Genomic DNA, 22,566 nt, shown 5'->3' with positions numbered 1-22,566 from the left:
CCCTATTTCTGACAGTTCAGGATACCAAAGCAGGGTTGTGGAAACCTTGGCTGATAAAAAACTTGTAGCTACCGTTAACTTCCTGCATTCGCCCCGGCCATGTAGGACGTATTGAAGAGTGAGCAGGCTGTTCGAGGAGTAAGGAAAAAATCGGGTGACGGCAACCGGAGACGAGTTTCGCGCCATCGTTGAGAGCCACAGCTCCATGGTCTTTTCCGTGGCGCTGCGCCTTGTCGGCGACCGCGGTCTGGCGGAGGAAGTGGCGCAGGATGTCTTCCTGGAGCTGCATAACTGGCTTCCTCGGCTGGAAAGCGCGGACCACGTGCGCCACTGGCTTCGTCGCGTCGCTACCCACCGCTCGACAGACGCTCTCCGGCGCCGCAAGGTTCGGCCAGAGGGGCAGTCCGACGAGTGGGAAGACAAGCATGACCGACCCGGCGATTCCGGCGGATCAGATTGCGGTTCCATGGGGGTTGCTATGGAACGCATGCTGCTCAGCCTGCCCGAGGCACAACGTACCGTGCTGGTTCTTCGCTATGGCGAAGACCTAACACCGGAAGAGATCGCCCGTACCACCGGCGACCCCGTGGCCACCGTAAAGAGCCATTTGCAGCGCGGCTTGCAACTTTTACGCCGCAAAGGATCAGTTGTTTTGAAGGAGTATGTTCGTGGATAAATTCGAGCAGAACGAACAGATCGAAGTTGAGGAGCTGGAGCACGACCTGCGCGCATGCATGCGCCACGTGCCCGCACCGGAGGGATTTACGGATCGCGTCATGCAGCGTGTCGCGACCCGCGAAGCTGCGCGAAATCAGAAGAGTCGCCTAACCGTTTTTGCCTCGGCGCACAAGCGTGCCGGATGGTGGACCGCCATTGCCGCAACGCTTCTCTTTGCCATCGGTGGCGACATGGTGCATCTGCACCACGTCCGAGAAGCGCGACGCGCAGCGGAAGCACAGCAGCAGCTTGATCTTGCTTTGCAGTTGACCAACCACGCTCTGGATCAGGTGGACACCAGCATGGGGCGCACCCAGGCAGCCCGCTTTACCCAGATCGCACTGGAACTGGCGAAATAGCTTTTTAGAACTCAGGTTTTGAGGATAGGCACGATGAACGAAATTCTTTCTCCCCGGCGACTCGCGACAGCAGCTCTACTGGCGGTTTGTACTGCGGTGGCCCACGCACAGACTGCCACCACGCCTTCTCCTAAACAGCCGTATCTGTTGGCGATGCGTAGCGGATCGGGCACAACGACTCTGACGGCTTCTTTTACTGGCGAAGCCGCCCATACGTATTCCGTCACAACACACGACGACGGGTCGACGGTGGTTACAGAGCAACCTGCCACGGTCGGGTTTGATCCGCAGACGAAAGATGACCTGATGGATGGTCTTGATCGTCTGGGTGCAAATGCGAAGGAGCGCAACGAGGTCAATCTCGACAAGAACATGATGGCTCTTGCTGGCAACAATGGCCGTTACGCCGATCTCTCTTCCAAGATCGACCTCATCACCGTTCGTAACTACGAGTTTGCGCAGAAGGGCCAGTATCAGAGGAGTGATCTGGACGGTCTGCGTCGCAAGCTCGAGGGGAACGGATGGTCTCATGTCATTCGCAACGAAAGCGACGGCGAGAGTAATGACATCGTCATCAAGAGTGGTGGCGATGGTTTTATCAGCGATATGGTCATCCTCAACGCGGAATCGCGCGAAGTGAATGTTGTTCATATTCGCGGCCACTTCCGCATGGAAGACGTTAATGGCGCAATGGGCCGAGTGATGGGCATTTCGCACGGAGCAGGCGCGAGCGCGATGGGACCGCTCATGGGTATCACTGGCGGCAGCAGCCACAGCTATTCCCGCAATAAAGCTACTCCCGCCACACCGGCTACGCCGCCGACACCCGCAACTCCGGCTACACCAGCCACACCGGCAAGTCCTGCTTCGCCTCGATAAGGGTGCATTCAAGTGCAGGGTCAATAACGATGCCCAGGCTCATCCGGTGAGCCTGGGCATCGCATTTGTGTGAATGTCTTCGTGAAGCCGCAGCTAGTCTCTGAAGGAGTCTTCCGGCCGCAGGTCCGAGTGTCGCACCGCGATCCGTTCATCAAAGATGTAGCAATCACCCTTCCACTGGCTTTGTTCTGCCGGCGTCTCTTCCAGGTAACGCAGAATGCCGCCACGCAGGTGATACACCTCCGGAAAGCCTTGCTGCAGCATGTAAGCGGAAGCCTTCTCGCAACGTATTCCGCCCGTGCAGAACATCGCCACCTTCGTATGCCGCGCTGGATCAAGATGCTCCTGCACCCACTGCGCGAAATCCGAAAACTTCTCCAGCGGGGGCATGACGGCACCCTCGAAGGTACCAATCTCGGTCTCATACGTGTTGCGTGTATCCAATACAAGCACATCGGGGCTGGAGATCAATTCATTCCAACCTTCGGGCTCAACATACTTGCCGGGTCGTGCAGGATCCACTAGCTCATCCGTGCGAAAGGTGATGATCTCGCGCTTGCGCTTGAACTTCAGACGACGAAAGGGTGGCTTTTCGCTGTAAGAAAATTTCACCTCGGCGCTGTCTAAACCGGCACGCTCTGCCAACAGATTCAGAAACTTCTCCATCGTCTCTGCAGAGCCGGCCATCGTGCCGTTGATTCCTTCGGGAGCCAACAGTGTGGTGCCGCGCAGATCAGTGAGGGCAAACGTCTCATGCAGTTCGTCGCGCAGGTTCTGCGGATCGGCGAGGGCGAAGAATCGATAGAAGGCTGCGACCGTGTACATCTTGTTTCCAGTGTAAAAGCCGAGCAAGGCCATCCGGTGGCTCGCTCGAGCAAATTGCTGGGGCGGTAGGGCTATCTCCATGAAAAGTATGGGTTAAAAGAGAAGCGGATGGTGGCCGGACAGGCGAAGAGATCGCGCCGCGGCCATTGAGTACGTCGAGAAGGGCGCGCACATTGCCGCGCGCGGGCGTAAAGCCCCCTTAGGTTGTCAGCGCGCTGTGCCGCACGGGGGCGATGGTTGTGTTGTACGTTGCCACGTTTCGGTGCGTCCGAACAATTTGACCCCGACGTATCCTCTCAGTTCCAGGCGGTCGCCATCAGCCTTCATTGAGCCTCGATACGTTTTGCCTGACTTCGGATCGTAGAGAAAGCCGCCTTCCGCATGGTCTGTATCAGTGGGTTGGAATCCTCGTCCGATGAGTAGCCCGCAGAGTGGCGTCGTGCGCTTTGTGGGATCAGGATTGTTGATGTCCACGTCGGTCGGAGCTGCTTTGCTGATTGCGATCAGGCGAGCGCAAAGATCGTGTCCGCATGAGTCGATCTGGATGACGGAACCGGTTGGTTCCTTCCATGTTCCGGCAATGCCTTGAGCTATTGCCCCGAGAGCAAATAGCGGTGCGAGGAGTGGCGCCATTCGGGCGATCATTCGTGCGAGAGACATGAGAACCTTCGTGATATCAGCAATCGTGTAAGAGTTCCGAATACTTGCGATAGCGCTGTGGGATACGGGTGGATCGGGCGAGGTAGGTGATCAGGCTCGGCCATCGGCCCACGATCTCGACGAGTCTCGGTACGTTGATAACGCTTCGCGACAGATACGTTGCCAACGTGATCGGATAGCGGAGTTGAGAAGCCAACTCGTGTTGGTACTGGTCGGCGCTCTTGCCGTCAGCGTAGCTCTCAGTGGCAAGAAACGCCGAGTGGAGAGCGATGGAAATACCGTCTCCAGTAAAGGATGGGATGACTGCAGCCTGGTCTCCAACCGCCCACAATCCGTCGTTGCTTCCTGCTCGTTGATAGCCGTAGGGAAGGGCAGAAAGTGCAAGCGGGCGCTCGAAGATGATCCGCGACGCAGACAGTCTGCGTTCGAGATGGTCTGAGGACTTGAGGAGATAAGGTAGCACCCGGTTCCACTGCGGACCATGTTGGTGAAGCGTCTTCTTATTGATGAGAATTGCAAGGGTTGCGAGGTCTCCATCGACCAGTTGCAGACCGGCGTAGCCTCCGTGGAAGGTGATCAACTCGATGCACTCTCTCAGATCTTCGGTTTGTTCGGGAGAAAGCTGCAGATGAACTTTGAATGCAACTAGATCGTTCTGTTTGCCTTTTCCTCGTGCTCGACCGCGTAAATCATTCTTACCTGTCGCGAGAAAGGCTTCATTACAGGCGAGTACGCGGCCATCGGAGAGCCGAACTGCCCAGCCTGCCGGTTGTTGGAGCAGCTCTTCGACAGAAGTGCCTCGAACGACGGTCACCCCTGCAGCAGCAGCGGTTTCGCGCAAAGCTTCATCCAGCACTGAGCGACGCAACGACCACGAAGCAAAGGGCAGGGGCTGCTCTGCGATACACGTGTTCGCGGCAATTCGCAATGTATGAATGGGGCGAGCAGCAAGCTCTTTCACGCATACTCCAAGCGCGTGGAGATAGGCACAACTTTCACCACTGAGAAACTCACCGCATACCGTCTCGTGGGCCGATGCTGATTTTTCTACGAGTGTCACAGCATGCCCTGAGCGTGCCAATAGAGTCGCCGTCGCAGACCCTGCAGGGCCACCTCCAACGACGACGATCGATGCGCGATTCATGTTTTGATCCTGGAAACACAGAGCCGTCCTGGGCCATCGTTGCGGATTCGAATCGAGTCTTGTGAAATCCCTGCAGCCGTGCACATGCGTATCCAGTCTTCAGGGAGGAAACCGCGTCGTATCGAGACCGGGCCATCATGCTGGACGAAACGATGCCACCGCATGGCCCACGCGAGTGCGCGGAAACTGTAGAAGGAGAATGCGCTGCGGCGAAGATCGTTAATAAACCAACCGTCTCGTGCTTGATTCTCCATCCACTGGATGAACCGCACGATCTCATCCTCAGTCAGATGATGCGTGAAGAGGGAGCTCACAACGAGATCGATATTGTGCGGTGGTCGATAGGTGAATACGTCACCCGTGAACCATTCCACGCTTGAGTCAGTCCCTGTCTCCTCATTGCAGAAGCGCGCTGCCCGTGGGTTTAGATCAATGCCCGTCAGGCTGGCGAATTGTCCGCGAAAGGCCCTATCATTTTCGATGTGGCGCAGTAGCCCTCCGCCACCAGAGCCGACGTCAACCAAATGCAACGGGCGATCCTGTTTCCCGAAGTGTGTCCTGAGCCATTCGAGAGTGGGCTGGTAGCCATGAAGTAACTGGTTCACATCTTCGAGGCTTTGCAGGCATGATCGATAGTCTTCGTAAGTACAGGGGCCATCCATCAACTCATCGAGATCGACGCGTGTTGATAGATCTACTAAGTTAAACCGCATGGAATCTCATTGTCTCAGCAGTCAGGCCGGGCCCAAACGCCATAGCAACTCCACGATCTCCTGACCGCGCACACTGCATGAGATCTTTGAGCACGAACATGACTGTGGACGATGACATGTTGCCAAATCGACGCAGCACCTCGCGCGAGGCTGCGAGAGACTCAGGCGTTAACGATAGACCGCGTTCGACGGCGTCAAGCACCGTTTTGCCGCCGGGGTGAATCGCCCATAGCGCAATCTCATCCGCTTCAGGTAACGCGTTTCTTTCCTCGCGAAGGAAGGACTCAATCGCAGGTGGCACCTTTCCAGACAGATGCATGAGAAAGCCATTGTTACCAACTCTCCACGTGATCAGGTCGCGGCTGTCAGGGATAGAAAGTGATCGGAAGGAGTCGATGGCGAAGCCAGCTTTCTGAGAGGAGATCAAGGTCGCCGCGCATCCATCCGCAAATATCAGAAAAGCAAGCATCTCCCCAAGGTCTTTGGTCTCTTGCAGATGCAACGAACAAAGTTCAAGGTTGACCAAAAGCACGCTCTCATCTGGCGCGGATCGCACGATGCTCTGAGCCTGGCGGAGGCCATTGACCGCGGCATAGCAGCCCATAAAACCGATCATCGTTCTTGAGGCTTCGCAATCAAGTCCCAAATGTTCGATGACTGTGAAGTCGAGTCCAGGAGCATAGTGACCTGTGCAGCACGTCACGATCACGTGTTTGATGCTCTGGCGCTCGGAGGATGTCAAGTTCAAGTTGTCGAGAGCACGGCGCAACAGAATGGGAGCGCTTTGCTCGAACAGTTGCATGCGTTCGGCAGTTGAAGGGAAAGCACGTTCCCGATACCACTCGTAGGCGCTCACATCATCCGTGTGTTCACGTGCCTGAACAGAGAGCACAGAGTAACGGCTATCGATGCCTGAGCGCTCTGCCATGCGTTTGAACAGAGCCTGTTCGCGGCTCTCACGTAGGGCCTCTCCAGCGAAGGAGACAAACGCATGGTGAACGTTATGGTCTGGGACGGCTGTGGCGACGCGTTGGATATATGCGGCTCTCATGACACTGATGTATGAGACGCCACACCGGTGAAGCTTTATGTTTCTGGAATGTCATAAGTTTGTCGCTCAGCAATGATGGCAGATAAGAGCATGACTATGAATGTATGTACGAGCTGCCAGCTCCGGCTGCCGAACGCCCCGCTCACTCAACGGAGTGTGCGGGGCGCATGCGATCCTCGCGCGATCTGAAGCGATCGAGAATCTGTTTGAGGTTTGCGGCGGACTTCTTTAGGCGCGTGTCGTTTCGAAGAGGAACCAGGCGCGACGCTGGGATTGATCGATCCAGTTTTCGAGGAGGCTCGCCGTTGCAACGTCTTGCGCCTCGCCACAGAGATCGTGAACTGCTAACATCCGCGCGGCGAGTTCACGCTCATCGCCACCCAGCTCCGCGAGCATGTCCTGGGGGGTGACATACTCCGCATCGTTGTCGAGCACCCGCTGCAGACGTGCGATCTGACCGATCGACCGCACCGTGGTTCCGCCGATCTTGCGAACCCGTTCCGCAATATCGTCTGTCATGGCAAACAACTGGTCACCGTGCTCATCGAGGAGCAGGTGGTAGTCCCGAAAATGCGGTCCACTCATGTGCCAATGGAAATTCTTAGTTTTGAGATAGAGCGCAAATACGTCTGCCAGCAGAACATTCAGCGCTCCTGCGATCTCTTTCACACTTTCCGGCGCGATGCCAGACGGTGTGTGCAGGGATGCGGCTTGACGGCTCTTCAACTCATCGACGGTGGACATAGTCTCTCCTTGGTTGGATGGAACGTTTGTGTGGAAGGCAAGTTTATACCTACCGCTGTTCGAAGGCGAGTCGCTCCAGCTTGCGACTTCGGCGGCGCGGACATACTGCACGGGCCAGGAGATCTCATGTTTCAAAGTTGCGGCAGCTTGGAGAGGCCAATGCGGCTGACGCAGTGCTTCGAAGGGAGATGGGCGCGAGCAGATGAGGCTGCATGGTTCGACCTTAACGTACGAGGTTGAACGACGCGTCACTCTTTCGGGTAGCGGCACGCGCTTCAATCGGAGTAAGACACCGGCTTAGCTACAAAGCCGACTTATCGAGACCGGCGCACACCTATCAGAAAGTGAACAACCTACGATTTAGCCATCTCGTTCATTCAGTACCTCAGGCCTTCGTTGGGCTTCTCGACCGTCTTCACTGTGTAACCCTGCGGAGATCGAAATAGCGCCGCATTTGGCTCCTTACGGATCAACTCCGCCAGACCCACTGTTCGTAACGCCGCGCGTGGATCCTGCCACTGCTCCATCATGACCAGCTTGAGGTCATCCGAGATCCACGCAGTGTGTATCTTGGTGATCGGACGGTCGTTGCCACTACGCCCTGCCGGCACTACCGTTGTCACTTTTACCACCCGTACCGGAACGTTATCCAGCATCTGGACCGGGTCTTCAGACACTGTGCTGACCGGCTGCGGTCTCGCGCTGTCCCCAACTGATTGGCGCATCAGCTTTGCCGCAGAGCGCTGTGCCTCAACCGACTCCGGTGTCTTCGCCTCCCATTTCGTGACCTTGGCCACCTGGGGTTCGCCGGCACCCTGTCGCCAGGTCGTCATCGTGCCAGCAACCGGATCCATCACATAAATCTCGACTTTTTGGTCGTGGTCCGGCGCGCAACCGCACGGCTGCTCGACGCGCACACGCCCTTCGGAGTCGCGATAGATCGCATGATGGCCGAAGTGCTCAATGTTTGTGCCATCCTGGAGCGTTTTGCCTGTCTTGGCGACCTGCTGCGCGGAGAAGGGCTGTCCCTGCACCACGAAAGCCGTCAACGAGTGGTTAAGGCCACCATTCGACAGGTGCGAATATGGTTCGGGATCGCCCTGCACCTGCTGCTGCGCCCCTATGCTCACGGCACTGGCCATGCACACTGCCACCGTTCCCAGCCGCCAAGTCCGCATATGTCTATCACCCTCGGTACAGATAGTACTCGTGTGCATGGCACTTGGGTGATACTTCGGTAATGGCTGTTATGACGTCAGCATTGTGCCAAGCGGCTCTATGAAGCAATGCATTGACTGTGTAACAACTGGGTGAATTAAAAGCGCGGTCATCCAAAGGACAGCCGCGTTGTTGAAGTCGCGGCTGAGCTGTTTTGCTGGCTTGGGCGCGGTACCGCTGTCAGTCATTTACGGATAGTACGAGGGAGAATCATGCCTGATCTTCACGCGGCCCAATGGTCTTTGAAGCCTCTGCTTCGAGGCGCTACAGCGGCCTTAATCTTTGCCCTGACACTACGTTGTGGTTCCGCTCAAGAGCCTCTGCGGACATTGATTGTTGGCGTCGATCATCGACATACACAATCCTTAAATGGCGACTGGCATTACCTGGTGGAGCAGCCGCCCGCACGGGAACTGTACGACGACAAAGGCAATGTGCGTGATGGTGGTTATGCGCAAAATACTCATCCGAATATCACGTCAGGTCCTCACAACTCGGAGTATGACTTCAGCACAGCTCCGACGCTGAAGGTTCCGGGCGATTGGAACACGCAGGATCCGACACTGTTCCGTTTTGAAGGCGTTGTCTGGTACGAGCGCGATGTTCCGATGGAGCCGAAACCGGGAACGCGCACCTTTCTGCATGTTGGCGCAGCGAATTACAGATCGTTCGTCTGGGTCAATGGCAAACGCATCTGCCAGCATGAAGGCGGCTTCACGCCGTTCGATTGCGAGGTGACCGGAGCGGCGCATGCCGGCTCCAATGCCGTGGTGATTGCCGTGGATTCAACTCGCCACAGAGACGACATCCCCAGCGTGTCCTATGACTGGTTCAACTACGGCGGTATCACACGCGATGTTTCTCTGGTGACGGTGCCGGCTCACTTCATCGACGACTATGACGTTCATCTGCAACATGGCGCGACGTTCTCACCGAAGGATGCGCATACGCTCACCGGCTACGTTCATGTGCAGGATGCGCCTGCCGGAACATCCGTAACGTTGCGGATTCCTGAGGCAGGCGTGGAGAAAACACTCACAACCAACGCGGACGAACGGGCGGAGTTCACGGTCAATGCCACCGACCTAAGCTTGTGGTCACCCGCATCACCCAAACTGTATCGGGTTGTCCTTGTGTCGGGTACGGATGAGGTGACCGATGACATAGGTTTCCGCGACGTTCGCGCGGATGGTACGAAGATTCTGCTCAATGGCAAAGCGGTTTTCCTCCAGGGAGCGAATGTGCACGCGGAGGCTCCGATCCGGGGTGGACGCGTTACGACGGATGAGGACGTGAAGAACCTGTTCAGCATGCTCCAACAGATAAATGCCAACTTTGCGCGTCTCTGTCACTATCCCCACGATGAACGGATGGAACGATACGCGGATAGGGCAGGGGTTATGCTGTGGTCCGAAATTCCTCTGTGGCAGCGCATCTCTTTCGACAAGAGCGATGTGTATGACAAGGCGGTGATCATGCTGCACGAGATGATTCGACGCGATCGCAACAAGGCATCGGTCATACTCTGGTCCGTATCGAATGAAACACCGAATAATCCGGTGCGCACGAAGTTTCTCACCGATCTGGCAAACGAGGCACGCCGCACAGACCCGACTCGCCTGATTACCTCGGCATTGATCGGGCCTAAAGTGAGTGAGGATCAGGTCCGTCAGGATGATCAGTTGATGCAGGCGTTGGATGTGGTCGGTCAGAACGAATACATCGGATGGTACGAGGGACAGCCGGAAGACGCGGATCGCAAGGCGTGGACCTTCTCGGTAAACAAGCCGCTGATATTTTCAGAGTTTGGCGCAGAGGCCAAGTACGGGAATCACGGAGGCGAGCATGATCGCTGGACGGAAGAACAAGAGGCCAATGTCCTGGAACATCAGTTCAAGATGATGCAGAAGATTCCGCAGGTGAGGGGCGTCACGCCATGGGTTTTGATGGATTTCAGGTCCACCACCCGCAACATTCCGAAGCTGCAGGATGGATATAACCGCAAAGGTTTGTTCTCGGAACGCATGGAAAAGAAGAAGGCAGCCGACGTAGTTCGAAAGGCGTACACAGAACACAGCATCGGCAAAGCAGAATAGCGGTCCATGCAAAAGGGGAGCGGCTGAAGAGCCGCTCCCCTTTTGAGTTTCTTCTGTTTGGTTAGAACAGAATTCGTGCACCAAGCTGCATCTGCCGCGGGGGAAATGCAGACGAAATGGTGCCGTAGTTACTGCTGCTGGTGTTCAGATTCAGTCCGTTGAAGTTTGTCCGGTTCAGAACGTTGAACATGTCAGCCTGCAACTTGAGCCGTGCGATCTCGCCAAACGGGAACGTCTTGGAGAGGGTCGCGTCTGTCTGTGCCAGCCCCGGACCGACGACCCCACCCACGGGCGCATTGCCGTAGTGACTAGCCTGAGCCTTCGGGGTGGTCACGTAGGGTTTTGCGCTGTCGTTGCAGGTACCACCGCCGCCATTGTTCAGATAGCCGCAAAGGCCCGCGTGGGGGTTGTAGACACGTCCTTGCCCTGGCGTGTAATCAGCACGGGTTGTACCGAGCTGAATAGTGGATGTTTGCTGGATGGTGTAGTATGCGCCGCTTTGAAGTCGTGCGACACCGCTGAGTTGCCAACCACCTGCGATCTCGCGCAGCAGGAAGTTTCGGCCTTTCAACTCCGGAGCCTGCAGCGTGAAGCTTGCGACGAACGCTTGACGGCGGTCGTTTGAAAGCGGGCCGTAGTTGTATTGGAGATCACGCCATTTTTCCAGCGTGATGTTGTTGCCCGAGGAGTCTCCCAACGCCTTGGAATACGTGTAGGAGAGTGTCGTTGTGAGCGCCCCGCTACGCTTGGAAGCAAACAACTGCAGAGAGTTGTAGTTGTAATTGGAGTCGAAGCGGTTGGAGCTGATTGCATTGAATCCGAGGTAAGGATTGAACGCGGCGATCGACGAATTTGGTGACGCGGAATTTTGATTGGCAAAGACTGGCGCCAAGTCAGGAATGTTGATGTTTGGCTGGCGCAACTGGTGATGTGCCACGCTTCCTACGTAGCTTGCTTCGATCAGAACCTTGGCCGGCAATTGCCGTTGAACACCCAGGCTGTACTGCCATGTGTAGGGAGACTTGCCCTTGGGATCTACGGCACTGATGCCCGCCTGCAATCCCGTACTGCTTGCGGAAAGCGAGTTCAGTGTTGCGAGGTTGCCAACGCCGAATTGCGTGTTCTGGAGGAATGGCGGCAGGTTGAGCTGGCTAAAAACCAGGTTGCCTTGTGGACGATAGAAGAAGAGGCCAGCGCCGCCTCGGATTGATGTCTTGTCATCCGCAGCATAGGCAAAGCCGAAGCGCGGTCCGACGGCTCCATTCATCTTGTAGAATCCGCGAGGCGCACCTGCTGGAATCAGACCGAAAAGAGAAGTGTTTACATTTGGCACCCGCTTCTGCTGATCCTGGGGTACGCCATCGCCGACGCGGATAAGACCGTTGTATGGATTGCCTACGCCGGGGTTGGCCAGCGTACCGCCGGGAGTCACTGCTACGGCGTTCGCGGTGTTATATACCGCAGGATCAAAGTTGGTCAGGTTGTTTCCCTGAGCGTAGAAGGGCTGGAGCCACTGGTATCGAAGCCCAAGGTCAAGGCTCAGATTCCTCGTGACGCGCCATTGATCCTGTACGTAGCCTTCAATCTGATTGAAGCGGAAATGGCCCACCGGATCTGCACTGTTCTCTGAATACGATTGGAAGTTACCCAGGAAGGCATCAGACAGGGAATAGCAGGTCGTGTTGAAGGCCGCCTGGCCGCAGTTGCTGGAACGGGCGGCGGCGGTTCCGTTCTGGTTGAAGGTTACTGTTCCGGTGTAGTTGGAGCGGCCATTCTGATCCACGCGGTCGCGGATATAGACGACACCGAACTTCATATTGTGATCGCCCTTCACATACGTGACATTGTCTGCAACCTGAATGTCAGTGGATGGTGACATGAGCGAGAAGTTGGGGCCCTGGAAACCCGCATAGTTGGTGATGTTCCCGATCGGAATACCGTTTGGATACGGGCCCACTCCCGGATAAAGCTTGTTGAAGGCGAACCCATAGGTCTCTCGCTTCCAGTTATCGCCATATGGCGGGATGCGCTGCGCAGCCCAACTGGCGTTCGCCTGCACCTGATTGATCAGGTTCTGGCGAATGGTCCAAGTTTCGCTGATGAGGTAGCTCTGTCCCGGGCGGTTACGCGTCGTTGGAGTGGTGTTGAGAATGCCACCATTGGCAAACGTGCCAAAGGGATCGATCAGGGTGTTCTGATCATGAATCCAGCGGGCAAACAATGAGTGCTTCTGGTTGATGACGTAGTCCAGCCGCACAAGGTCCTGGTGGAAGTTCAGAGGGTTGGAAGGGGCCAGCGTCAGATTGTTCGATGGAATGCCACCATCACGATAGCTCAACCCGCCTGCAGTGATCGTTTTGTATATATTCGCAATCGCTTTGCCGTCGACCGTCATCAGCGACGAGATGTTGTTGTTCGGTATCGGCGTAGTTGTACCTGGGTAATACAACTGGCCAAAGCTACCGCTGACGGCCGAACAGACGCCTGCACCATTGAACGCTCCGGGATTTCCAGCGGCGTCCTTAGATGCAGAGCAGAGAGCACTGAAATCTCCGTTCAACATTGCCGTTGTTGGCACTGTAAAGGTGCTCGCGGTGGCTTGCGCGCGTAGCCGCTTCCATTCTTCTCCTACGAAGAAGAAAAGCTTGTCTCGAAGGATAGGGCCGCCGACGAAGAAGCCGAAGTCGTTGTAGATCAGCTGCGTTTTCTTGCGAGCAATATAGTTCGTGGCGTCCAGGTAGTTGTTGCGATGGAACTCAAAAGCGCCACCATGAAACGCGTTCGTTCCGCTCTTTGTGACGATGTTGAACGTCGGTCCCTGGGTTCGACCGTATTCCGCAGACGAATTCGAGGTATTGATCTTAACTTCGCTGATGAAATCGGCGCCCACATTGTTCATGAGCGAGCCGTTGGATCCTGCCACCTGGTTATAGGCTCCATCAACAGTAAGGTTGTTGGAGTCAGACCGGTTTCCGTTGATCGTCTGATTGTTTGAAGCGAGTGATGTTGTAACCGCAAAGATGTCAGGATTGGTCACGACCGCGCCGGGCACAAGTGTGAGCAACTGGGTGTAGTTGCGTCCGTTCAGCGCCAGATTCTCAACTTGCTTGGCGTCGATGACTCGGGATACCTCACCAGAGGTGGTGTTCAGTGTTTCAATCGCGCCACCTTGAACTTCAACTACTTCGGAAAGCTGACCGAGCTGCAGGGAAAAGTTTGAGGTCACCTTCGCGTCGGCGGTGATGGTGACATTGGACTGCTTCGCTTCGCGAAAGCCGGACTGCTTGACGGAGATGACATATTCCCCGATGGGAAGGTTTGTGACGATGTAGCTCCCGCCGGAATCGGAAATTGCCGTGCGCGTTACCTGAGTTGTGACCGAAGTGATGGAGATATTTGCGTTAGGAATATCGGCACCGGTCTGGTCAGTGATAACGCCTGAAATTTGACCGAAGCTGCTTTGAGCGTGCACTGATGCACTTATCAGAAGTAGAGGGCTTACCAGTGCTACCGTGCACCATAGACCGCGTGGTGTGTTCATAGATGGTTCTCCTGAAAATGGGCGCAGAAAATTGAAACGTTTTTTTGCCTCGCCAATTTACGCTCACGAAGGAAAGACTGCAAACACCGATAAGCGACGTGTTGACTGTGTAACAACAGGGCCAATAAAAAGGCGGCCATCCAGAGGACGGCCGCCGAGGGAAGTTGGAGGTATCTGTTTAGAACCGTATCTTGCCAGCAAGTTCGACGGTACGGTTACCCGATGCGCCGCCGCTTGAGGCGTTGATCTGTCCGAAGTCAGAGTTCGTTATGATGCTGCTGGGGTTTCCATACTGCGGCGTATTGGTGAGGCTGAAGGCTTCTGCACGGAATTCCAGGATGACTCGCTCCGTCATAGCGAAGGAACGGAACAGCGATGCATCCAGGTTGAAGAAGCCAGGTCCGACAAACGCATTCTGTCCCGTGTTGCCGTAGGCTGCGGTCAAAGGCTGGCTGAACACCGAGGTATCAAACCATGTTGTGCTTGTGCCAATGCCGTGCGTCTTGCGGAACTTGCCATTGATGTTTGCCACCTGTGTATTGCTCGGTGCATTCAGAGTGGTGCCGCTGGCAGTTACAGAAAACGGAGTGCCTGTCTCAATCGACATCACGCCCGTAACCTGCCAGCCGCCTGCGACGTGACTGGCAAAACCCGAGTTCACCCACTTCTTCCCTTTACCGAAGGGGAGCTGATAGATGAAGCTCTGGACGATTGTGTGGGTTCTGTCGTTCGCCAGGCGCGAGTAGTTGCGGTTGAAGTTGATGTAGAAGTTCGTGCTGCCGACACCCGTGCTGTTAGACGTTACGTAACCAAGACCCTTCTGATACGTGTAAGAGGTTGTTGCTGAAAGGCCATTGTTAAATCTGTGGTCCAGCTTTACCTGCAGCGAATTGTAGTTGGAAGTTGCCTGCGCGAAGGTTGTGGTGGATTGCGTTCTGCCGAAGGGAGCGTACTCCGGCTGGCCCGCAGCACCGGCCCCAGCAACGAAGCCTGCGTTCAGGTTGTAGTACTGCGGCTGACGAATGCCTACGTTGCCAACGTATGCAATATCCAACACGAATCCAGCGGGCAACGCGCGTTGAACTGCGGCATTGAAGGACTGTGTGTACGGGGCATTCCACTTTGTGTTGATCGCGTAGTACGCTGCCAATGGCGCGTTGGTGATGATGCCGTTGCTCGGTACGTTTGCCAGCAACGGAGCAGGGAAGCCACCAGCCATGGAGGCCGGTGTGCCATCAGCGCGGAGTGCCGGCGTATAGCTGTTCAACGGGTTGTACGCGTTGTTCTGCTTCAGCGGGAAGTTCGTCGCGTACGTGTTCAGGTTATCTGGCCACGACTGGTAGCTGATGCCGTAACCCGCACGGATAACAGTCTTGGCATCCGTACGATATGCAACACCGAGGCGGGGTGCGAAATACCGGTAACGTGTCGCCAAGCCAATGTTCATAGGATTGGAGCCGATGCCAGCCACAATGAGTGAGTTGGTGTTCGGATCGTAGTTGGAGTAATCGCCAGCCTTTCGCGGAGTCGGCGGATCATAGAACTCCCAGCGCACGCCGTAGTTCAACGTCAACTTTGGCGACGCCTGCCATGTGTCCTGTACATAGGCAAAGACCTGGTTCTCTCTCCACGACGCATCCTTTACGCCTACGTCACGGCCGGTTCCGCTGCCCGGGATATCCAACAGGAAGCTTGCCATGTAATTGGCAATACCTGTCTTCGGTCCACCATTCAACGCAGTCTGGCCGTCGGTAAACGCGAACACGCCTCGTTGTCCGTAAACCTGTCCCTGGAACAAATCATCGCGAACGCGGCGATATTCAATGCCGAACTTGATGCCATGGTTTCCAACCACTCTGCTCCAGTTATTTACGAGATCGATGTTCGTTTCGCCACGATCCCACGGATACGAAGCGCCCGTACCGACCAGGTTGCTGGGCAGACCGCCACCAAGGTTAATACTGGTGAGACCGCTGGTGTTGGCATCCACATTGACGCCTGGAATGCCAATAGCTGAAGAAGCGGTCGTACCGTAATCCACCTGCCGTGCCTTGTTGCGATAGTGATTCAAACCGAGTCGAACTTCAGCCAACAAGCGAGGTGAGAACACGCGCGTGTAGTTCAACGCTGTGTTGTAAGCCGTCTGCGTACCGCTGGCGTTATTTGCGCCCTGTGCCGGTCCGCCGGCGAGTCCGAAGATCGGTTCCTGATTCTGATCTACCTTCTGCCAGCTATAGCGATAGGAGAGGTGATCTTCGTTGTGGATGTTGGCGTCTGCCTTCACGTCGAACGAATTAGATGTGCGAACGAAGTGTGTGTTCTTGCTGTAGTTATTCGTCAGGCTCGTGCCGTTGATGTTCGGCAACGGCACCATGGCGAGGATGCGTGTTGCGATCGGGCTGATACGTGCCGGGTCGATGACGTTTGGGCGCCCCTGATAGTTGAACTGCGTACGTCCTGTACCGGTGGCTTGATTGCCGGTGGCAGGATCGTAGACGTTGGTTCCACCGGCTGACAGATCGCCTGCGCGGAAGGCGGCAGTCGGCACCGATACGGTGTTGAACTGGCCCTGATGATCGGCGATGTGAAGATAGTCACCGAATAGGAAGATCTTGTTCTTGATGATGGGGCCGCCGATGTTTCCACCGGTGTAGTTGTAGACCGAAGGCGCCATTGCCGTCGTCTGAAAGCGGGTCTTCGCAGCCAACGCGCTGATGCGATTGAACTCATACGCCTGACCGTGAATCGAGTTCGTACCCGACTTCAGGATCATGTCCATGACGGCGCCGCCCACGCGACCAAACTCGGCCTGATAGTTCGCGGTGGAGACGTTCACGCTTTCGATTGCTTCGCTCGGCGGGATGAGCACCTGAAGCAGGCCGGAACGTTCGTTGTCGTCCACACCTTCAATTTCAAGGTTGTTCGCGAGTCGGGACTGGCCATTGACTTCCGTGGAAAGCGAGGCCTGCGCGTTGAAAAAGTTGGAGTGAACCAAGTGCGGCTTGGTGGCGCCGGGTGCCAGGGCAACCAGTCCCTGCACATTGCGGTTGGTTCCCAGCGGCAAGTCTTCCGCCTGTTGTGAGGTGATGTCCACCGCTACGTCGGCACGGTCAGTCTTCAAAATTTCACTGGCTGCGCTTACTGTGATCGATTCGTCCGTTGAGCCCACCGCCATGGAGAGATCGACACGTCTCGTGGTGTTCACAACGACTGCTACGTTTTCAACCTTTGCTGCCTTGAAACCGGACTGTACGGCAGACACCTGGTAGGTACCGGGCTGGAGCGCTTCGAAGTCATATACACCACTCTCGTTGGTCTTGGTGGTCTTAGTAGCGCCGCTCTTAACTTCGGTGATGGTGACGGTTGCGCCGGGAACGACTGCATTGCTTTGATCGGTGATGGTTCCAAGCAATGATCCGTTGACTGCTTGCGCCATCATCATGCCTGGAAGCATCACGGGAGCGGTCGCGCCTGCCAGCAGCATCAGGCGCACTGCATTCTGCGCCAGACCTTTCCGCACGCACGAAGGGAATTGGATGGGTCTCACGATGTGGTCCTCCGAAAGGGCTAACTATCCGTTGCATGTGGTCTCTGCTTCATCACGAGGTAGGACCACTTTCTTAAAGCGGCCAATTCTAGGCATTGGTCAGACCATTGAGCAAGCACGGAATTTCTGGGAGGGAGATGTGGTGCTTTTGGCTTATACCTTTTAGATTCTTATTTTTAAGGGGGGCTTTAGTGCATGTACTGAGAGGCCGTCGCTGCATGAACAGGCTTGCAACAGCACTCTGCAAGAGGGCAGAGTGCACTTGTCACAATTCCTCCGGGCAGCTCTTAAAGGGCTGCCCTTCCTTTTTGTGCGCATTGTGGCGCGGAAGAATGAGGTCGCAATACCCTTCCATCAGCCGGCGGAGTCCCGACTCTCTCTTGCACAACGGTGACCTGAGAACACAGGAGGATTGGCACCAGGACCAGGGCGCTCTCCTCATTCCGGAGCTTCAACGATTCGCTCAGCGGGATTACAGCGACTGACTGGAAACGTGATCTACCGATCAGAGCGACCTCAAAGGTCAACAGCCCCGAATGCCGATCGCAGCATGCCTGTCGGCTACCGCATCTAACATATTTTAAGAGGTTTAATGGTGACCCGGGCAGGAGTCCAACCTGCGACCTTCGCCTTAGGAGTTTTCTCAGGGACTGAATTTCAGCTATTTAGCCCTTTGAAATCATAGGTTAGACCCGCTAAGACTATCCGTTGCTAGGCACCCTGGACCCACGTCTGGACCGAAGGTGGCCCCAGATTTTTGAATCACACGCTGACCGACTGCAACCGCAGCACGACCTGCATCAGCGTGGCTCTTTTCAATTTCCCACCGGAGGACGTACTGCCTGGATAAAGTTGACACCGTATTGAGAGAGGGCATATCTAGTCATTGTGCCGCTGCGACCGGGAATCGAGACCTTCTCGCCAGCAATCTCGTGAATAGATGGGCTATCAGCGCCAAATTTCACAACCTTTTCCAGAAGGGCCAGTCGTTCAAGATCGTTGATAATCAGTTCGAAATTGGTCATCTCTTCAAACGCTTCGATCTGCTCGGCGGTCATGCGGCTCTTAAGAACTCTCATCTCGGCGGGGCTAGGCGCATTGAGTTGAGGCCTGTAGAGGTCACGAAGGTCTAGGAGGGTGAGTTCGTCTCTCCCGAATCTCTTGCCGGAGTTGTAAGGATTTGGAGCCGTTACATGTTTCCAAATCCGATCTAAGAAACGCGCTTCTTCCGGTGTCAGTTGCGAAAGCGTTTGACCGAAAGACGGGAGCACACCATCTCGGCTTTCACTCGTAGCTTGGAGTAAACGCGCCCAACTATCGTGCATCTCGTCGTCAATAGCGAACGCAACCGAAGGGAGCAAGGGCAAAACACGCTTGTACTCCTCCTTCGTGACGGGCCGCCCCTTACGGTTCTCGCTCCACTTGGTGAAAATCTTCTCAGCGGCATCATTGGCATAGAAGCGTGCGATCTCTGCTACTTGGCCCATCATCTTCCCAACTTCTTGTGCAGCGGGAAGGAGCAGGTTACGGGATACCTCCGTCTCCAAGACCTTTGCAGTCGTCTCTGAGATGGTTCCCGTGATGAGGTCTTTGGCTAATTCTTGCGTCTCATCCATTCAGAAACCGTCTCCTCAAAGTCAGCTATATGAGTGCGAAGCAAATTACCTAGTAGGGGATACGGAAACATGTAGTTCTTTATTCACGTCTTCGGTTACATCAACTCCCGGCCATAGCTTTGGATTCGAATGGAAAGGCGACGGTGGGTCGCTACAAACTCCACCCCACCGGTCAACCATTCCATTGGAATGCTCAGACATCGAGCCGAACACTCCTCCCTCATCGAACCAGTGTTCTTTACCTTTTGCATACATGACCGCTATACGCGCTGGAGTGTATCCTCCGAATCCATTTTGTGCGCTTACTTGGAGGCAGACCGTGAGGTCATCGTCACCGCAGCCACGACAGCGGGCTTTCTCGACGTACGCCGTCTGAACTTGCAAGCTGTCAGTGTTTTTCAACCGCACGCGATAGGCCTTGACAGCCTTAAGCGCCGCTGCCGCCTCTGGAGTCAATGCGTGGCTATCTGCCACTTTGAGCTGCCGATAGACCTCAGCGGAGCAACGCTCCGCCGGAATGTAGTGGGCATAGCAAGTTTTGTATTGCGCTTCCAGAGCCGTGGCGTCTTCCGGTTGCGGTGACACTTGTGTTTGAGCATTTAGCTTGCTAATGGCAACGAGAAAAAGCAATAGGGCGAGGAGTGAAGGCCGATTCATCGGAAGTAGGCTAACAGCACTGTGAGGCTGCTTCCACCTACTTTTGCTCCAACCTCACTGGAACCTTTCGGAAGACGCGGTTGTATATCTCGTGGGCAAGGTCCACGGATTCGTCAATTGCATTACTCGTCGGAATCACGCGAACGTTGACCTGCTTCTCCCGCGCTAAGCGAATTCCGGCAATGAGACATGCACCCAGATAGACCATCCCTCGATTCAGTTTTGGGAGGTGCGCATCGGGGTCAAACATGTTGCTAATATAGGCGAAGAAAAGGAGAATATAAAGCTCGTTGATGTGGATAATCGATAGGGAAGGAATGGGGCATGTGCGGACGCTACAAACGCAAGGGTGACAAGCAGCGCATCGCTGAGGAATTCCATGTCCAGCACGGCATCGAAGACATCGCCATGCCCCCCGAAGACCTGAATGTCACCCCGTATAGTACGCAACCAATCGTCCGTGACAACCGTGACGACGGCCAGCGTGAGATGGTGATGATGCGGTGGGGGATGGTGCCGTTCCATACCAAGATGCTCGAATCCCTCAAGGGCCGGAATATGTTCAACGCCCGCGCTGGAAGCATCACGACCACAGGCTCATGGCGAGAGGCGTTCAAGAAGCGCCGATGCTTGGTTCCCGCGTCGGCTTTCTACGAGTGGGACAAGATCGGCACCGCTCAAGGCAAGCCCTTCACGTTGACGCTCTCCGACGCCTCCATGTTCGCCTTCGCAGGCATCTGGGATGCCTGGCGGGACAGCCGTGGCGACTGGCTACAGTCCTTTGCCATCGTGACCACTGAACCGAACGAGATGATGGCGCAGATACACCCACGAATGCCGGTCATCCTTCACCGGCGCGACTATGACCGTTGGTTATCGCGTGACGAGACGGAACGCCCACCGGCGGACCTACTTCGACCATTTGAGTCTGAAGGTATGGAGATGGTGCCCGGCGGCCCAACCGTATCGGATACGCGCCGCAAGGGGCCGATGGCCTTCCATACAACGACGACGGCGATGCTCCCGAACATCGAGGAGTAAACTCGTCTTCCACTCAATCAAAACCCAGCACGCCTGGGCTAGTTTTCAGAGGCATCGTGACTTTAGAACAAGCACTCAGCATGGCAGATCGGATTTTGCGACAAGAGCGTATGTCGCCATCTGTGACATACACAACCACGAAGCCCATCTTCATGCCGCCAATCGACAATCGCTTTGGTCAACAAGCCGCCGTCATCGAGCGTAGTCGGCACTATCTACAAGTCAGAGAGGATTCTGATTTCGTAACGCTCGCCTCGGAAAACTATGGACTTCTCCAAGCTCTCTTGGGACGCCTAGGGTCTACGCTTCATGAATCTTTCTTCGAGGCGATAGCAGCTCGCCTCGGGGATACAGAGGCCTTCGGTAGGCGCAACGTACCCGTACTTAGAGCGGGATTTTCAGATGCTTGCACCTCTGAGACTCCACTGATTGCAGAGTTTCTCGTGCGCAACCATCAGGCGTCACTGTTAGTCAGTGCGATCAGCCAGATGCCATTCACTCCCGCACTAACACTTCTTTTGCTGCACCTTCTGCGGATGATCGCGTTCAATTTTCGAGTCTTGAATGAGCAAGAGTTGAATGACCTTGGTGTGGTAGCTACAGATATGCCGGAACGATTGCTCTCTTGGTCCAAGGGCCTCAAGGCATCGCGCTTGAACGCGCCACCTTTGATAATCAATACTGATGCACACGTATTACAAGAAATTCCGTCCATCGCGGGCGCTGTCGCAGAGGAATGTCGGGAGGCCGCGTTCCTTTACCTGAAAGGTGCCCTGGTCGATGACGTCAATCTTGAAGTGAATCAAGATAAAGAGAGAGTGCGTACATTCCTAGAAGACTTGGGATTTTCGCAGACTCTCATCGACTCGCTCGATGAGGTAGAACGTCTCTACCGAGGCGCAGCTAGCCAGCACGATTACAAGAGCAGCATGGGCCACCTACGAAGCTTCTTGGAGAATCTACACATCCAAGCATGTGAGAGGCTTCATGTGGTTTACGGCGGCACATCCCCCAGCAGATGGGGAGAAACTACAAACTATCTCGTGGACCACAAAATCATCACCATCAAAGAGTCTCAGTTTGTCATACCTCTCTTCACCCTCCTCAGCGACGAGGCAATACATCCCTTGCAGACCACGCGGGTACATGCCCGTCTGCTTCGCAACATCTGCATTGAGTGGGGACTTCTTCTGTTGACGAAGATGAACACTTTGAACGCCAATCTAAGTAGGACGCCTTGAAGGAATCTCCCGCCCTACTATGCCATTGAGATTCCTCAACTCCGCGCCGCGCATGGCATCAGAATCATTCAGTTCCCTGAAGCAGCGAGTGTCCGCTGCCCCCTAGCTATTCGATGCCGACGCTCCCAATCCAGCCGACGGCGATTCTCCGTCATCACTGAGCCAGTCCGCTGCGTTCAGCGCTTCGCTCTGGACAAACTCATCGTCAGCTTCGTATCGTTCTGCGGCTTCTTCCGAAGTGAGCCGCAGACGTAACACGACTATCTGAGCACGTATCGCATCGGCAACTGGTTCTCCATAGACATCGTGTAATGGAGCGCGACGTAGCAGGCTGTAGAGCCGGAACAACTCTGCGTCGATCTCGCGGTCTGTGCGAGTGAGCAAGGCAGGGGGAATAGTAAGTGACATCATTGAACCTCGGCATCAACGAATCGACTACAGGTGGCAAATTAGCACCACTTTTCCGAAGCGCAAAAATGAAAATAATTTGGTAACGATAGCCGCCATCTCATCAACT

General features: G+C 55.4%; 18 protein-coding genes. 6 read left to right on the top strand and 12 right to left on the bottom strand.

Annotated features, from left to right (window positions below; all coding sequences use genetic code 11):
* Window positions 1-154: 154 nt before the first annotated feature.
* The 3 genes from M504_RS16495 to M504_RS16485 are packed head-to-tail and all read left to right on the top strand — an operon-like array spanning window position 155 to window position 1,955.
* Complete coding sequence (locus tag M504_RS16495) at window positions 155-676, top strand: RNA polymerase sigma factor (protein WP_047495926.1); 522 nt, start codon at window positions 155-157, stop codon at window positions 674-676.
* Window positions 669-1,076 (top strand): hypothetical protein, encoded by a 408-nt coding sequence (locus tag M504_RS16490; protein ID WP_156993932.1) that lies wholly within the window; start codon window positions 669-671, stop codon window positions 1,074-1,076. The genes M504_RS16495 and M504_RS16490 overlap by 8 nt, the downstream gene beginning before the upstream one ends.
* Before the next feature lie 33 nt (window positions 1,077-1,109).
* Window positions 1,110-1,955: a DUF4252 domain-containing protein gene (locus tag M504_RS16485; RefSeq protein ID WP_084214510.1), complete on the top strand. Its 846-nt coding sequence runs from the start codon at window positions 1,110-1,112 to the stop codon at window positions 1,953-1,955.
* 93 nt (window positions 1,956-2,048) lie between these two features.
* Here M504_RS16485 and M504_RS16480 read toward each other — a convergent pair whose 3' ends face one another.
* From M504_RS16480 to M504_RS16450, 7 genes are all read right to left on the bottom strand, one after another.
* The gene (locus M504_RS16480; RefSeq protein ID WP_084214509.1) at window positions 2,049-2,780 is read right to left on the bottom strand and encodes a rhodanese-related sulfurtransferase; all 732 of its coding nucleotides are present in this window, start codon (window positions 2,778-2,780) and stop codon (window positions 2,049-2,051) included.
* A 207-nt stretch (window positions 2,781-2,987) separates the two neighbouring features.
* Window positions 2,988-3,440 (bottom strand): DUF2147 domain-containing protein, encoded by a 453-nt coding sequence (locus tag M504_RS16475; RefSeq protein ID WP_084214479.1) that lies wholly within the window; start codon window positions 3,438-3,440, stop codon window positions 2,988-2,990.
* 16 nt (window positions 3,441-3,456) lie between these two features.
* Window positions 3,457-4,584, bottom strand: coding sequence for an NAD(P)/FAD-dependent oxidoreductase (locus M504_RS16470; RefSeq protein WP_084214478.1), 1,128 nt, complete (start codon window positions 4,582-4,584; stop codon window positions 3,457-3,459).
* Window positions 4,581-5,297: a methyltransferase gene (locus M504_RS16465; protein WP_047495916.1), complete on the bottom strand. Its 717-nt coding sequence runs from the start codon at window positions 5,295-5,297 to the stop codon at window positions 4,581-4,583. Before M504_RS16465 ends, M504_RS16470 begins: the two co-directional genes overlap by 4 nt.
* Window positions 5,287-6,348 carry a type III polyketide synthase gene (locus tag M504_RS16460; RefSeq protein ID WP_047495914.1) on the bottom strand — a complete coding sequence of 354 codons (1,062 nt, stop codon included), beginning with the start codon at window positions 6,346-6,348 and terminating at the stop codon, window positions 5,287-5,289. Before M504_RS16460 ends, M504_RS16465 begins: the two co-directional genes overlap by 11 nt.
* A gap of 228 nt (window positions 6,349-6,576) precedes the next feature.
* Window positions 6,577-7,092 carry a Dps family protein gene (locus tag M504_RS16455; protein ID WP_047495911.1) on the bottom strand — a complete coding sequence of 172 codons (516 nt, stop codon included), beginning with the start codon at window positions 7,090-7,092 and terminating at the stop codon, window positions 6,577-6,579.
* Window positions 7,093-7,469: 377 nt separating this feature from the next.
* Window positions 7,470-8,234: a hypothetical protein gene (locus M504_RS16450; RefSeq protein WP_047495908.1), complete on the bottom strand. Its 765-nt coding sequence runs from the start codon at window positions 8,232-8,234 to the stop codon at window positions 7,470-7,472.
* A gap of 288 nt (window positions 8,235-8,522) precedes the next feature.
* Here M504_RS16450 and M504_RS16445 point away from each other — a divergent pair, with 288 nt between their 5' ends.
* A complete protein-coding gene (locus M504_RS16445) occupies window positions 8,523-10,406 on the top strand; it encodes a glycoside hydrolase family 2 protein (protein WP_052200934.1) in 1,884 nt (627 codons plus the stop codon).
* A gap of 61 nt (window positions 10,407-10,467) precedes the next feature.
* Here the strand turns inward: M504_RS16445 and M504_RS16440 are convergent, their stop codons facing one another.
* From M504_RS16440 to M504_RS16425, 4 genes are all read right to left on the bottom strand, one after another.
* Entirely contained in the window at window positions 10,468-13,947 is a 3,480-nt protein-coding gene (locus M504_RS16440) for a carboxypeptidase regulatory-like domain-containing protein (RefSeq protein WP_047495904.1), read from the bottom strand.
* A 178-nt stretch (window positions 13,948-14,125) separates the two neighbouring features.
* Window positions 14,126-17,494, bottom strand: a complete 3,369-nt coding sequence (locus M504_RS16435) for a TonB-dependent receptor (RefSeq protein ID WP_198137664.1) — start codon at window positions 17,492-17,494, stop codon at window positions 14,126-14,128.
* An 815-nt stretch (window positions 17,495-18,309) separates the two neighbouring features.
* The gene (locus tag M504_RS16430) at window positions 18,310-19,110 is read right to left on the bottom strand and encodes an Abi-alpha family protein (protein ID WP_047495898.1); all 801 of its coding nucleotides are present in this window, start codon (window positions 19,108-19,110) and stop codon (window positions 18,310-18,312) included.
* 45 nt (window positions 19,111-19,155) lie between these two features.
* Entirely contained in the window at window positions 19,156-19,767 is a 612-nt protein-coding gene (locus tag M504_RS16425) for a hypothetical protein (protein WP_047495896.1), read from the bottom strand.
* Window positions 19,768-20,091: 324 nt separating this feature from the next.
* Here M504_RS16425 and M504_RS16415 point away from each other — a divergent pair, with 324 nt between their 5' ends.
* Together M504_RS16415 and M504_RS16410 are read left to right on the top strand one after the other, a co-directional pair.
* A complete protein-coding gene (locus M504_RS16415) occupies window positions 20,092-20,808 on the top strand; it encodes an SOS response-associated peptidase (protein WP_084214477.1) in 717 nt (238 codons plus the stop codon).
* 152 nt (window positions 20,809-20,960) lie between these two features.
* Window positions 20,961-22,049, top strand: coding sequence for a hypothetical protein (locus M504_RS16410; protein ID WP_047495891.1), 1,089 nt, complete (start codon window positions 20,961-20,963; stop codon window positions 22,047-22,049).
* A 102-nt stretch (window positions 22,050-22,151) separates the two neighbouring features.
* On the opposite strand, the gene M504_RS16405 is transcribed toward M504_RS16410, so the two are convergent.
* A complete protein-coding gene (locus M504_RS16405) occupies window positions 22,152-22,460 on the bottom strand; it encodes a hypothetical protein (RefSeq protein ID WP_156993926.1) in 309 nt (102 codons plus the stop codon).
* Window positions 22,461-22,566: the final 106 nt, after the last annotated feature.

The sequence above is a fragment of the Terriglobus sp. TAA 43 genome (assembly GCF_000800015.1).
Lineage (GTDB): Bacteria > Acidobacteriota > Terriglobia > Terriglobales > Acidobacteriaceae > Terriglobus.
Note: the sequence above shows the minus strand (reverse complement) of the source record. Positions and strands in the feature narration are given on the sequence as shown.